Source organism: Heliomicrobium sulfidophilum (assembly GCF_057715735.1).
On the sequence record NZ_JBVTZZ010000005.1, the window covers coordinates 1,806,989 to 1,820,647 of the forward strand.

Annotated in this window: 14 protein-coding genes; 5 read left to right on the forward strand and 9 right to left on the reverse strand. The window is 56.6% G+C overall.

Annotation, left to right across the window (positions count from 1 at the left end; genetic code table 11):
- Positions 1-48: 48 nt before the first annotated feature.
- The 3 genes from modD to modB all read right to left on the reverse strand — a co-directional run bounded on the left by modD (position 49) and on the right by modB (position 2,879).
- Positions 49-894: a ModD protein gene (modD, locus tag AC0CW1_RS14250; protein ID WP_488183668.1), complete on the reverse strand. Its 846-nt coding sequence runs from the start codon at positions 892-894 to the stop codon at positions 49-51.
- 87 nt (positions 895-981) lie between these two features.
- A complete protein-coding gene (locus tag AC0CW1_RS14255; RefSeq protein ID WP_488183669.1) occupies positions 982-2,184 on the reverse strand; it encodes a sulfate/molybdate ABC transporter ATP-binding protein in 1,203 nt (400 codons plus the stop codon).
- A complete protein-coding gene (gene modB, locus AC0CW1_RS14260; protein ID WP_488183670.1) occupies positions 2,130-2,879 on the reverse strand; it encodes a molybdate ABC transporter permease subunit in 750 nt (249 codons plus the stop codon). The genes AC0CW1_RS14255 and modB overlap by 55 nt, the downstream gene beginning before the upstream one ends.
- Before the next feature lie 415 nt (positions 2,880-3,294).
- Here modB and AC0CW1_RS14265 point away from each other — a divergent pair, with 415 nt between their 5' ends.
- From AC0CW1_RS14265 to AC0CW1_RS14275, 3 genes are all read left to right on the forward strand, one after another.
- On the forward strand, positions 3,295-4,065 hold the full coding sequence (locus tag AC0CW1_RS14265; protein ID WP_488183671.1) for an ABC transporter permease: 771 nt from the start codon (positions 3,295-3,297) through the stop codon (positions 4,063-4,065).
- Positions 4,066-4,083: 18 nt separating this feature from the next.
- On the forward strand, positions 4,084-5,202 hold the full coding sequence (locus tag AC0CW1_RS14270) for an ABC transporter ATP-binding protein (RefSeq protein WP_488183672.1): 1,119 nt from the start codon (positions 4,084-4,086) through the stop codon (positions 5,200-5,202).
- Positions 5,203-5,455: 253 nt separating this feature from the next.
- On the forward strand, positions 5,456-6,535 hold the full coding sequence (locus AC0CW1_RS14275; protein WP_488183673.1) for a PocR ligand-binding domain-containing protein: 1,080 nt from the start codon (positions 5,456-5,458) through the stop codon (positions 6,533-6,535).
- 135 nt (positions 6,536-6,670) lie between these two features.
- On the opposite strand, the gene AC0CW1_RS14280 is transcribed toward AC0CW1_RS14275, so the two are convergent.
- A complete protein-coding gene (locus tag AC0CW1_RS14280; RefSeq protein ID WP_161257964.1) occupies positions 6,671-6,826 on the reverse strand; it encodes a DUF1540 domain-containing protein in 156 nt (51 codons plus the stop codon).
- 106 nt (positions 6,827-6,932) lie between these two features.
- A complete protein-coding gene (locus tag AC0CW1_RS14285; RefSeq protein ID WP_488183674.1) occupies positions 6,933-7,682 on the reverse strand; it encodes a TerC family protein in 750 nt (249 codons plus the stop codon).
- 548 nt (positions 7,683-8,230) lie between these two features.
- Here AC0CW1_RS14285 and AC0CW1_RS14290 point away from each other — a divergent pair.
- A complete protein-coding gene (locus AC0CW1_RS14290) occupies positions 8,231-8,353 on the forward strand; it encodes a hypothetical protein (protein WP_488183675.1) in 123 nt (40 codons plus the stop codon).
- Between the two features lie 145 nt (positions 8,354-8,498).
- On the opposite strand, the gene AC0CW1_RS14295 is transcribed toward AC0CW1_RS14290, so the two are convergent.
- Positions 8,499-8,858, reverse strand: coding sequence for a response regulator (locus tag AC0CW1_RS14295; RefSeq protein WP_488183676.1), 360 nt, complete (start codon positions 8,856-8,858; stop codon positions 8,499-8,501).
- A 365-nt stretch (positions 8,859-9,223) separates the two neighbouring features.
- Here AC0CW1_RS14295 and AC0CW1_RS14300 point away from each other — a divergent pair, with 365 nt between their 5' ends.
- The gene (locus AC0CW1_RS14300; RefSeq protein WP_488183677.1) at positions 9,224-9,610 is read left to right on the forward strand and encodes a hypothetical protein; all 387 of its coding nucleotides are present in this window, start codon (positions 9,224-9,226) and stop codon (positions 9,608-9,610) included.
- An 81-nt stretch (positions 9,611-9,691) separates the two neighbouring features.
- On the opposite strand, the gene AC0CW1_RS14305 is transcribed toward AC0CW1_RS14300, so the two are convergent.
- The 3 genes from AC0CW1_RS14305 to AC0CW1_RS14315 form a co-directional block, all read right to left on the reverse strand.
- Positions 9,692-11,332: an MDR family MFS transporter gene (locus tag AC0CW1_RS14305; protein ID WP_488183678.1), complete on the reverse strand. Its 1,641-nt coding sequence runs from the start codon at positions 11,330-11,332 to the stop codon at positions 9,692-9,694.
- Positions 11,333-11,611: 279 nt separating this feature from the next.
- On the reverse strand, positions 11,612-12,964 hold the full coding sequence (locus tag AC0CW1_RS14310) for a YibE/F family protein (RefSeq protein ID WP_488183679.1): 1,353 nt from the start codon (positions 12,962-12,964) through the stop codon (positions 11,612-11,614).
- 192 nt (positions 12,965-13,156) lie between these two features.
- On the reverse strand, positions 13,157-13,468 hold the full coding sequence (locus AC0CW1_RS14315) for a hypothetical protein (protein WP_488183680.1): 312 nt from the start codon (positions 13,466-13,468) through the stop codon (positions 13,157-13,159).
- Between the last annotated feature and the right edge of the window lie 191 nt (positions 13,469-13,659).

Below are 13,659 nucleotides of genomic sequence, written 5' to 3' on the forward strand. Positions count from 1 at the left end.
CAGGGACATCGCAACGATGAGCCCTGGCTTCTTTGTTAAGGGGAAGATTTATGCGGGAGTGATGCGGACGCCGATGTCGACCGGTTTGCCGAAGTAGACCCATGTCGTCGAAATCACATCGACGCCAGCCTTTGCGTAGGCTTCTGCGTTTTGCTCGTTGATCCCGCCGGTGCCGATCAGCGTCACCTCTGGATCGACGGCGCGGATGGAATCCACCATCGACGCCAGTTCGGCCGGAGGAACCTTATCGAACTGGAGACCGTCTACGCCAGCCCGGCAGAGCCGCAGCGCCTGCTCCAGATCAGACACTTCAACGATGATCTTCTTTTCGCTCGCCTGGGCGCGAATCTCCGCCATCTTCGCCAGCAGACCGTCCAGGCCGCCGGTGAAGTTTAGGTGTTGGGCAAAGATCAGCACCGTCTCCGAAAGCCCCAGGCGATGGGGAAAGCCGCCGCCAGCAAGGACCGCATTGATCGCCAGTTCCTTCGTTCCGGGGAAGATCTTCCGTGTCGTCACGATCTGGATGTGAGGGTTGATCCCCTTGGCCTTTTCGACCAGCCTTCGCGTCCTCGTGGCGACGCCGGAACTGTATTCGAGGATGTTCTGGCAGACCTTCCAAGTCATATGTAAACGACTGGCCGGACCGTTCGCCTCCAGGAAGACTTCACCTGGCGCCACTTCCGTACCGGAAGACACCTGAGCAAAAACTTCGATTCCCAGCTTCGACAGGAGGCGTTGCGCCACTTCCGTGCCGGCGACCACCGCCGGTTCCCGGGAAGTAAACCGAATCACCCCAGGCTGTTCGCCAATCCCCAGGATCAGCGATGTCAAGTCGATGTAGGGAACATCCTCCTTGATCAGTCGCTCGATCGCCTCGTCGGTCATGTACACCATGCCAGAGCCCTCCCATCCCTGTTATCCATGCTATCTCCATTTTTCGTTTATTTTTATCGATATGCAGAACCCCGATTGCGGGGCTTTTTACGCCGGTGTCTCGGGATCTTCAGAGGCTGCGAAAAGCTGTTCGGGATCCAGTTGAACCCACCAGGGAAAGGGCCGGTCCTTAAGCTGATTCCAGGACCCTTCGGCAATATACATCGACAATTGGGGCCGCCCCTCGATGGAGCCAGTGCCGGCAATGTCGTCAGAATGGCTCCGATGGCCCATTGGGAGGTCGGATTGGGCAACCTGCATCAATTCGAGATGCAGTGTTTTCCCTTCTGTCGTATCGATCACCTGGCTTAACCGGACCGGAAAGGTATTAATGCCGGCAGAGCTGTCGGAACTGCCGGAGTCGTCGGGGTCGTTGAGGTCGTAGGAGCCGATGGGGGCGTCGACGATGCGCAGGTGCCGAGCGCGGATCCCCACGTAAGCGGCCGACGGCGGGATCGGAGAAGTGAGGCGGAGGGTGCAGTCCCAATCGAGGGCCTCCAGTTGACGGGACGAGAGGATGCGGGCGCGAGACAGGTTCTTGCACCCCGTCAGTTGGGCCGCCGTGATCGTCGGCGGCGACTGGAAAATGGCCGCTTTCGAACCAAAAGCGGAGACGCGGCCTTTCGTGAGGACGAGCAGGCTCTTGCAAACGCGGTAGGCCTCATCAAGGTTGTGGGTCACGAACAGGGTCGCTCCCCGGTAATCAGCCAGGGTCTTGAGCAGTTCGCTCTCCATCTGGCTGCGCAGGTGGTTGTCGAGAGCGGAAAAGGGTTCGTCCAACAGCAGCGCGTCAGGGTCGACCGACAAGGCGCGGGCCAGAGCCACGCGCTGCTGCTGCCCGCCTGACAGTTGGCTCGGGAAGCGATCGGCCAACCCCGCCAACTGGAACTGGGCGATTTTTTCCTGCACCCGCCGGCGCTGTTCTTCCTTGCTCATGTTGAGATAGTTCAAGCCAAAGCGGATGTTTTCGGCGACCGTCATATGGGGAAAGACGGCGTAATCCTGGAACAAAAAGCCCACCTTGCGCTGGCGGCTGGGCAGATTGATCCCCTTTTCCGAGTCGAAGAGTACCCGTCCGTTGAGGGTGATGCGTCCCCGATCAGGCGTCTCGATGCCGGCGATGCAACGCAGGATCATCGTTTTTCCTGAACCGGAGGCGCCTAACAGGCCCAGCGCCTCGCCGTTGGTTGCGAAATTTACTTGGAGAGAGAAGCCGGGAAATCGCTTTTCGATATCGACCGTAAGCTCCATTGCAACCGCCCCTTTGACTGGATGCGGGCTGTCAGCGCCGCTTGAATCTTGTTCCATTCGTTGATCAGCAGGATGACGCCCAGCGAGATGGTGACGATGATGGCAACCCAGAGGAAGGCGCGGTCCATATCGCCGCCTTCTGCGGCAAAGAAGATGGCCACAGGAATGGTCTGCGTCGTCCCGGGGATGTTGCCGGCCAGCATGAGTGTGGCGCCGAACTCGCCCAGGGCGCGGGCGAAGGAGAGGATGACGCCGGCAACGATACCGGGCCAGGCCAAGGGGATGGTGATCCGCCAGAAGACGGTCCACTCATCGGCCCCAAGGGTTCGGGCGGCGTGGAGGTAATTGGGGTTCACCTGTTCAAAAGCGCCGCGGGCTGTTTTGTACATGAGCGGGAACGCGACCGTCGTCGCTGCAATCACCGTGGCCGTCCAGGAGAAGATGATCGAAGTCCCCATCTGGTGCAGGAACTGTCCGACGGGTCCGTTCTTCCCAAAAATCAAAAGCAGGAAGAAACCGACCACCGTCGGCGGGAGGACCAGCGGGAGCGTCAGCAGGCCGTCGATCAGGTTTTTGCCTCTTCCCCGGTAGGTGGCCATCCAGCGAGCGACGGCGATGCCGAAGAAAAAGGTGATCACCGTCGAGACCATTGCTGTTTTTAATGAGATCCAGATGGGCGCCATGTCAATGACCATATCCGTTACCCCCCTATACGTGACCGCCTTTGCCGAGATAAACAAAAACGACGAGGTTCAAGTTTCTGTACAGTTTGGACAGAAACGACGAATCTCGCCGTCGAGCGCAGGACGAAAAAAAGCGATAAAACAATACGTTAATGAAAGGATAAGGGAAAAAGAATCCCCTGTCAAGGGCAAAAAAGGATTGACAAGTTCGCGGCAGATAATTATTATGTTTCCATAACTACGTCTCGTCTATTTATGTACTGTTTTGTCTTGAAACCTTGATGGCCTAGCTAGCCTAGATGACCGGATGAATAACGGATAACCTTGTTGGGGTGCTCAATGGTGAGAGGCGCGATGGCGGCGCCGGCCCGCCATTGGGCTTTTTATTTTGTGGCGCCTAAGGAATCGCTGTGAGGAGGTAGGGCTTATGGAACGGTCCTTCCGGCTGGTCTTCATCATGATGACAGGGTTCATGGCCGCTGTCTTCGGAGTGCTGCTGCTGCATGCCGAGCCAGGGCAATTTCGAGACGTCATCGGCAACCCCGAATTTCAGTTTGCGGCCGCCTTCACGTTGGGGACGACGGCCATCGCCACTGCGGCCGCCGTGCTGGCGGCCATCCCTTGCGGGTATGTGCTGGCCCGGCAATCCTTCCCCGGCAAGGCTTTTCTCGATACCCTGCTCGATCTCCCCATCGTCTTGCCGCCCCTGGTGTCCGGTGTGGCCCTGTTGATCCTCTTTGGCCCCGTCCTCGGCGACGGCTTGACGGAGATGGGTCTCGATATCGTCTTTTCCGCCCGGGGCGTCGCTGTGGCCCAGTGGTTTATCGCCACACCCTTTGCCATCAAGACCTTCAGCCATGCCTTCGCCGCCATCGACCCTCGTTATGAGAAGGTCGCCCGCACCCTCGGCCATACAACCTGGCAGACCTTTTGGCGGGTCACACTCCCAATGGCGAAAAAGGGGATCCTTGGCGGTATCGCCATGACTTGGGCGAGAAGCCTCGGCGAGTTCGGCGCCACGGCCATGCTGGCCGGCGTAACCCGCATGAAGACGGAGACCCTCTCGGCGGCCGTCTACCTGAGCATGTCCATCGGCGATCTTCCCTTTGCCCTCACCACCGCGGTGGTGCTGTGGATCGTCGCCCTCACGGTGCTGGTGTTGTTTCGGTCAGTAACGGGGACGGGGGCGCGGACGTAACGAAAGGGGGAAGCAAGCATGTTGGAGGCGAAAAACCTGACCCTGGCGGTCGGAAACTTTCGTCTGATCGATTTCTCATTTCAAGTGAAGCCACAAGGATACCTGGTCATCGTGGGACCGACGGGATGCGGAAAGACGATGCTTCTGGAAACCATCGCTGGCATTCGCAGCGTTGACTGTGGGTCGCTTCATTTTGATGGAAGCGATATTTCGGCTGTCCCGCCGGAGCGGCGGCGCTTCGGTCTGGCCTACCAGGACAGCCTGTTGTACCCCTTTTTATCGGTTCGCGAGAACATACTCTTCGGCGTTCACAAGGGAGACGGCTTCGACGGTGAGAGCGCGAAAAGAGGGATGGAAGAACTGGCGGAATCGATGGGCATTCATCACCTGCTGGAACGGTATCCCCAGCACCTCAGCGGCGGGGAACGCCAGCGCGTTTCCCTGGCCCGGGCGTTGATGACAGAACCGTCCCTGTTGTTGCTCGATGAACCGCTGTCAGCGCTTGATCCCCGGACGCGCGACATGATGCAGGGACTGCTTCGCCGCCTCCACCGGGAAAAAGGGATCGCCGTCATTCATGTGACCCATGATTTTGGGGAAGCACTCCGGCTGGGCGAGCAGATGCTGTTGATGCGGGAGGGGAGAATCGAGCAAGCGGGAACTCCCCTCGAACTCTATGTCGACCCCCAAACGGTCTTTGCCGCCCGCTTTTTGGGCGTCGACAACATGATTCCGGCGACGCCCGACGGTCATGACGGGTCTTTTTGCTGTTTCCGGTGTCAGGACGGACGGTTTGTCGCGAAATGGGATGAGAGCGGTCGCGCCGGTGAGGAAACAGCGGAGGCCGGCGGGGAGGGGAGCAGCCAAAAGGGTTGGTTGTGCATTCGGGGAGAAAACCTGCAGATCGCTCCCCCTTTTTCCGATGAGAGCCCAGATGCGGCCGAGCGTCCCATGAACCGCTGGTTATCGGTCGTTGAGCAGGTTGAGATGGAAGGCGCCCATGTGCTGGTCAATTGCCGGAGTCAGGAGACCTGGCGGATCCGCCTGTCGATGCGAGAGTGGCAACAACGACCCTTCTCTCCAGGAGAACTGGTGGAACTGAAGGCCGCGGCGGAACATATGCGGTTCCTCTTTTAAACTCCTTTAAACTGTGTCTGCCGAGAACGATCAGTTGGAATTTTGTTTTTTGAGGCATTCTTTGCTACGAAGCCGATCTTCCAATCTGTGCTCACTCTGTTAGAATAGCAAGAATTCATCGATAATTTGTCTTCTTGAGTCATTTTAAAAGAGGAAAAGCACCTATCCATGTCAAAGTACTAAAAAGGACTACCCCAAATGAATTTGGGTTTGCTGACCGCTATCTCACTGTAAGGATGAAGGGGAAATGCCTGTGTCAGTACATCGAACAAACGAAATCGAATATGGACTGAAGGATTTAATCGATCTTGATTTTCTGCAACGATTCCAGGACAGTTTTGCGAAAGCGATGGGGATGGCTAGCATCACCGTTGATGATAAAGGTCCGGTGACAGCGCCGAGCCATTTCACCACCTTTTGCATGGACTTGACGCGCAATACGCCGGAAGGAGCGCGCCGCTGCAATGAATGCGACCTCAAAGGGGGCAAAGAGGCGGCGAAAACCGGCAAGCCTGCCATCTACTACTGCCATGGCGGGCTGATGGACTTTGCGGCGCCCATCATCGTCGAGGGCAGGCAGATCGGATCCATGCTGGGCGGCCAAGTGCTGCCGCAGCCACCTGACGAGGCGAAGTTTCGCCGTCTGGCTGGCGAACTGGGGATTGACCCGGAGACCTATGTCGCCGCTGTTCGCAGGATCCGTGTCGTTCCAGAAGAGAGCATCCGCGCTGCCGCAGACCTGCTCTATATCGTCGCCAACGCCCTATCTTCCATCGGATACCAGAAACTCCAGGTGATGAAGCGTGTTGAGGAATTTGAGGAGATGGCCCTGACCATCCGAGACGACGCCGACTTGCTCTATCATAAGGTAGAAGAAGTCGATTCCCAGGTGGGGAATCTGACCATGACCACAGACAAGCTGAAAACAGCCACAGAGACCTCTTTGAAGAAAGTCAAGGAGACCGATGAGATCCTGCGTTTTATCCGCAGCGTCGCCGATAAGACGAAACTGCTTGGTCTGAACGCCTCCATCGAGGCGGCCCGGGCTGGGGAAGCCGGGCGAGGCTTCAACGTCGTCGCCAAAGAGGTCGGGAGCCTGGCGAGCGTCTCCATCGAATCAGCTGGCAAGATCGACAAGACCCTTCGCAGCATTCAGACGGGAATGGGCGATATTGAAGAAGGGGTGCGGCAGACAGGCGGCGTTGTCGAATCCCATCAGGCCCAAATGAAGGAGATTCGGGGACAGATCAACCAGTTCAAGGAACTGGCCCAAGAGTTGCAAGATTTGACGCTGGAACTGCGCGAGAAGGTAAAAATGTCGGGCGCCCTGTGAGCCAGGAGAGCGAGACAACATAGCGACGAAATAGCTTCGTTTAAATTAAAGGAAAGGTGGGTTTCTCTGCGGGGAGAACCCACCTTTCCTTTATCAAGGAGAATGTTTCGCAGGGGAGTTATCCGTGGAAAGATGTTACACCTTCTTCGGAACGAAGGTTTCACAGGCCGTATCGTCGGAGATGCTGGTCATGTGGTCGGCGACCCGGGAGCGGACCTTGATCGTCGACGCTTGGCAGATTTCACTGCTATTGTAGTGGCATTCCTCGACATTACATCTGATGTGCGACAAATGGCTCACCTCCTCCGACCGTAGCATACCCGTGCGAGCGGCCATTATTCAGTCCATCGGACGGAGGAAGGCGGTGAAAAACCTAACGAAAAATCAGGATATTCGGTTATAAAAACCGCGCTTCCCTGCCGCTGGGTTTTCTTTTTTTGCGGTCATTGATCAACCAGCCGACGATCAGGACAAGGGCGGTGACGATGGCGGCCACGAAGGTCTCGTCGAGCAAAACAGGCGCTACACCCAGTTCTTGCAGGTTTGCCAGCAGCACTGGGTCGTGAATCAGCATCTTGCCGGCTGTCCAACCTAAGATGCCGGCGCCGACGTAGAGAATGACCGTAAAGCGGTCGAGCAAGGTGAGGAAGAGGCGGCTGCCGTAGACGACGAGGGGGATACTGACGAGTAGGCCGAACCAGAGCAGGCCCGGTTTGCCATGGGAGACGCCGGCCACGGCGACCACATTGTCCAGGGACATGACGGCGTCGGCCATGACGATCGTCTTGACGGCCTGCCACAAGCGGTTGGGGGCGTCTACATCGGTGTGATTGTTCTCCTGAATGAGCAGTTTGATGGCAATCCAGACGAGGAGCACAGCGCCAGCCGCTTGCAAGAGGGGGACTTTCAGGAGATAGATGATGACAGCGCCCAGGACCATCCGCAACCCGATGGCGCCGGCCGTCCCCCAGATGACGCCTTTGGTCCGCAGTTCTCTCGGCAGGTTCCGGCAGGCCATCGCAATCAGGATCGCGTTGTCGCCGCTCAGGACCAGATCGATGAGGATGATGCTCCCAATGGACAGCCAGAAGGCGGGATCGGATAAATCACTCCACTCGATTCCACTAATGCTTCCTAGAAATTCCAATTTGCGCACTCCCTTTAATATGTATCTGTCTGAGTGAAAAAGACCTTTGATCCAAAGCGACGACTTTGAATCAAAGGTCTTGCTGGTCCTTTCAACCCTGAGGGCCAGACTTATGAAGCCGGTTGTTGACCCGTCAGCAGCGAGCTACTCCCCTTTGATAACCTTATTCATGATAATAGAAGAAAATATCATTCAGAGTTTATGACAATGATCGCGGTTGTTGATGCTTTGATTATGCTTTGAGTATACCGAAGAAATCCGTTGGCGGCAAGTCCCACATTAGCTCGCCGAACGAATCCGGTTCAAGAAATCGGATAAAACCGGAATTGAAATAGAAGCAGTACATACTACTGGAAAGTCTATGTTCCAGCGCACGGCGCGATGAGCAAAACTGAAGTCACGAAAGAATTTGAAGAACCAAGGCAGAAAGAGGGGGCTCCGGCTTGGATTGTTTTCTCAATAACAGGCTTGACATATTTCAGGTGTAGGCGTATACTTCTAAATGAAAATGTTTCTCAACGAACCACCCCTCGAAAGGATGACGCAACATGTTTGAATGGTTCTTCAATGATCACCTGGCCCAATTCAAAATGGAGCAGGCGCTCCGTGCGAAATCGCTAGAAACGTCCCAGATCTCCGAACTGAAAAAGCCCTGGAAATTCGGGAGTTAATCAGCGAAACAACGGCGAAGCCCGTTGGTTAGAACATAAGAGGAGGCTGACCATCGACTGTGATGGAGCAGCCTCCTTTTTTTCTTCTCCTTGAATACTCGTTCATTACGATCTCCATGATTGATACTCATTTTAGGGAACACCCTTACGCGAGCGCGTTCTTGATAGTTTTGAGTACCCGTTCTTGTTGAAAAGGTTTGACGATGAAATCCTTCGCGCCGGCGGTGATCGCTTCTACCACCATCGACTGTTGGCCCATGGCGCTACACATGACGATTTTCGCGTTGGGATCGAGGACTTTGATCGCTCTGACGACGCTGATGCCGTCCATGTCAGGCATGGTGATGTCCATGGTGGCCAGGTCCGGCGCAAGCTCTTTCCAGAGTCGAACGGCTTCGCTTCCGTTGGGGGCCTCCATCACATCGTAACCAGCCTCTTCCAGTATCTTTCGAATGGTCAGCCGCATAAACGAAGCGTCATCGACGACGAGGATTCTCTTTTTCAACGGAAAATCCCTCCTTCAAGATGTGAATACAGGTTGGACTCGAGACGGTAAACCCTGCCCATCGGATAAAAAAGACCGGGTGGCGGAAACTGCTTATGTGCAAAAAGGTGCATGGCATATCAATTAATTATAAAATAGGTATATAACAAGCGTCAATCGCTCTCGTCAAAGAGTCCGCTCGGCCGTCAAAGGACCAGTTTTTTCAAGCGCAGTTATTCCATAATAATTGATGCAACAGGGGGACCTCGAATACTCTTTTGAGGGCTCCCTGATATTGGCGGCTTACGTGCAAATCCCGGAGCTGGACTGGACGCTCGTTTTGACGGGCAGCGTGGACGACCCGCTTCCTCTCTCCTGTCGTATCGATGACCAAGCTGATCGACCAGACAGCCGCCTTCGACTTCAGTCAGGCGAACGACAGCTATGAAGGGCTGACGCGTTCCAAGGACGAAGTGGGCGCTATGGCGAGAGCCATGCTGACCATGCGGACGGCGAACCGAGATAGGAGCATCCAAATCAGCGAGGCATCGGCGACAATCCGGGAAAATGCCCTGGCTGTCCAAGAAAACATCGGTCAGGTCGCCGACCAGTCCTCAAGGACGGCTGGCCATATCCAGGAGATTGTCGGCGCTGTCAATGGGGCCGTCGAGAAGCGATTAACGAAGTCGCCCAGGCGGTCGAAGAAGGGGCGAAAGGCGCCGAGGAGATCGCCGGACAGTCGGCGTCTATCGCCGAGACGGTTCAAGCCATGACCGCTCGCACTGACGATAACGTCCGGAGCGTGAAGACGCTGAACCGGCTGATCGAAAATATTAAACTATAAGGCCCTATCGTCAGCCCTTATCCAGGGCAGGCTCGGCCTTTTCGCGCTGTCTCCGTTCCCTCTCCTTCTCCCGATCTTTAGCCATCGCTTGTCCCTTGCCCGCCACAGCCCGCCGAGAGATGCGGATGGCGGGGAGGAAGAGGGTGGCGAGGAAGCTTAGCGCGGTGGCGATGGCGGCTGTCCAGAAGATGGCGTGGATCGACGTTGCCAGGGAGGACTTGATCACCGGTTCGATAATGGTGCGAAAGGCCTCTGGCATCTGGGCCATCACATCGCCCTGGAGCAGCATGGAATAGAGCGACTGAGGGTTCGTCTCTAAGAGCGACCGGATCGGCTCGATGGCGGGGCGGGCGGCTGCCGGCGCTTGGTTGAGCAGGGGAAGCAGGTCCTGCCGGAGCGATTGCCCGGATACCTGGTTCATTACGGCGCCGAAGAGGGCCACGCCGAAGGTGCCGCCGATGGAGCGGAAGAACTGCCCTGAAGCGGTGACGGCGCCGAGCAGGTGGCGGGGGAAGATCTCTTGCAGGGCGATGGTCAGGACCGGCATCACCAAGCCTAAACCGAAGCCGATGATCACCAAGAATAAGGAGGCTGTCCAGCGGGTGGCGCCGACGCCCAGGGTAGTCACCAGCAGGAGACCTGCTGTCATGATCAGCAGCCCGCCGAGAACCTGCGGCCTTACGCCGAGGCGGAGCAGCGCCCGTCCGCCCAGCGTGCTGGCCACGATCATCGACAGCATCATCGGCGTCATCGCCGTTCCAGCGCCGGAAGCGGAAATCCCGATGACGCCCTGCATGAAGAGGGGCATGAACATGATGGCGCCGAACATGCCCATCGTCATCAGAAAGCCGATCAGGTTGAGGAGCACATAGGCGCGATTGCGGAAAAGGGAGAGCGGGAGGATTGGTTCCTCGGCTGCCTTTTCCGATCGGAGAAAGAGGATGAGAAAGATGGCGAAGCTGGCAAACAGGCCGGCGATCTGCCAGGAGATCCAGGGGTAATCCGTTCCGCCAAAGGTCAGCGCCAGCAGCAGGCTGACCATGGCGATGGTAAAGGTGGCGATTCCAGGGTAATCGATGCGGGCTTCTCCGCGAACCTGCTCGTCGCGCAGGCCGAGGGCGATGAAAAGCGCCGCCAGGAGGCCGAAGGGCAGATTGATGTAGAAGACCCACTGCCAGGCCAGGTGATCGACAAACCAACCGCCGATCTGGGGCCCGATGATCGATGAAAGGCCGAAGATGCCGCCGAAGACGCCTTGGAATTTGGCCCGTTCCTCGCCGGTGAAGATGTCGCCGATGATGATCATGGACATGGGCATCATTACCCCGCCGCCAATCCCCTGAAGAGCGCGATAGAGGATGAGCTGCTCCATGGAACCGGCGAGGCCGCAGAGGGCCGAGGCGGCCATGAACACGGCGAGGCCGAAGAGATAGACCGGCTTGCGGCCAAACTGATCGGCCAGTTTCCCGGCGATGGGAACGACAATAGTGGAGCTAAGCATGTAGGACGTCGCCAGCCAGGCCATCAAATGGAATCCACCCAGTTGGGCGATGATCGTCGGCATGGCCGTCGATGTGACCGTCTGGTCGAGGGCGCCGAAGAACATGGCCAGGAAGAGTCCGATCAGCAAGAGGTTCCGGTTTTTGCTCATGTGGGCGATTTCGCCACCCTTTCCGTCGTTGCTTGCCGAGTTCGATGCAGCTTCCTTTACTTTTCTTCTGCGAATAGCATCCTATGCGTCCCCCGTATCCCAGGCGTCTCTAGATACTAGTCCTATGTGTCCCCGTGTGGAGGGCATCGTCGCCCCTATCACTGAGATCCAATCCAAGAATGCCATTGATGTCGAAAGACTTCCAGATTTCGAAGCCTAGTGGGAAATGTGCTTGAGCAAAAGAGGTAGGTCCTGGTCGCTTCGATGCCTTTTCGCACGTTACATGTCGCTTGCTTCGCCAGCGTTGGCTTCATCGGTGGCTGTATTTCTATGGTCAGAGGATGCGCTGGATTTTGACAGCAGCAGAGCAGCGCAGAAGGCGGTGACAGGGATGCAGAGGATGAGCCCGACCGACCCGGCAGCGGAGCGGATGATTTCGCTGACCAGCAGGTCAGAATTAATGATCTTCAGCGCCGGCGTCTGGTAGGCCATTAAGAGGAGGAGCAGCGACAGGGCGCCGCCCACGTAGGCCAGGATGAGGGTGCTTGACATCATGCCCATCGTATCGCGGCCTACGTTCATGCCGGCCTGCCAGAGTTCCTTCCGGCCCACCGACTTATGCAGCAACCGGATCTCTTGGGCTGCCGAGGCGACGGTCAGGCTGGTGTCCATGACGGCGCCGAGACTACCGATGAGCACGCCGGCGAAGTAGACGCCCTGCAGGTCGAGGGGTGGGCGGTCTGGGATGGCAAGCATCATCGTGGCGTATTCGAATTCGATGCCGGTAATGCGTGCCTGCTGCCCTGTCAGGTAAGCCAGAAGTCCGGCGGCGATGACGCCAGCGATGATGCCTGCCACGGCGGCTAGAGATTTGCGATTCAAGCCGCCCACAAGGGGTGTGCCAACAAGACCGATGAAGGCGCAGACGAGGGAACTGGCCAGGAGCGGGTTTTGCCCCTCCAGTATGGCCGGGAGAAGGAAGTACCAGATCAGCAGACCTGTCAGCGCCAGGGTGACAAGGGCGGCGATGCCCCGACGACCACCGAGGACGACGATGAGCACGACAAAGATGGACGCAGCGGTCAAGATAGGACGGTGGCGGATCAGGTCCTGGATGGCCGCGCCCTGCAGATGACCCTGATCATCCAGAGTGGCGTAGACGACGACTTCTTCCCCGGGATGCAGGTAGAGGCCGTTATAAGGATTCTGCAGATTGGCGATGTTGCTGATCACCTGCGTTTGTCCTACGTAAGGCGGCTCAAGCAATTCCACCAGGAGTGTCTGACGCAGCATCGATGATTTGCCATCGCCGGCGTTGAGGGGATCCTCTTCAGGGTATTCGGCCAGGACGGAAGTGATCTTGCCTTTCAGGTACACCTCCTGGGGCGGTTTTACCTCTTCGCGAGCGCTGGCGGCAGGAGCGCCGGAAGAGGGTGAAGAAGTCGGAGGAGCAGGCTGTGTGGTAGCTGATGGCTCTGAAGGTGAGACGGTCGAAGGGGCAGACGACGAGGAGGCTGACGGGGCAGCATGAGCCGTTGAGAGAGGTTGTCCACTAAACATGCATAAGAGGAGAAAGGCGATCATGCCAATACGCCAGAGCGGCGATCTTCGGCGCAGCCATGAAAGATTCAATAGTGATACCTCCTTAGAAAATAGCCAATTGATCTCATTATAGCATCGCCGGACTGATGATGATTTTAATTTCGAATAATAAAAAAGAACAGGATAATAAAAAGGGGCATGGTGTCCCCATGCCCTGGTGTCTTATCAACTCTGCCTGGTCAGTTCCTTGACGCCATCGTGTTTCTTTGTTGGAGTTGGTGGTTAGCCGTTGGCGAATTCCACCGTTCCGCCGGCGGCCTGGACCTGTTGGATCAGGCTTTGCACCGTCGATGCGGCGCCGCTGCCGAGGAAGGGAAGGCGAATGATCAGGCAGATGCCGCCAGGTGAGGTGACTTCGATCAGGTTTAGCAGGTTGATGACGGCTCCGGGCGGGATGGAAATCCGCAGAATCGTGCCTGGCAGTTGGGGGCAAGAGGTTTGAGGCGGCATCGGGGGACGGGAGCCACAGGACGATCCGGAACTGGCGTGGGAATACACCGTTGAATAGGTCGGTGTGTATGGAGAGCGAGACATACTTCATCCTCCTCATTTTGATTGTCGCGTTTGCGACAACCTTGTAATTTTTCATAACCCTCATAACCCTAATACATGGTATCTAATAAAAGAACAAATTGACCCAGATTTTCACTAAAAATAATTATAGAAAAAATAATAGTAACAAAAACAGGAGTCACCATGATGATAAAACAAAATATACTGTGCTG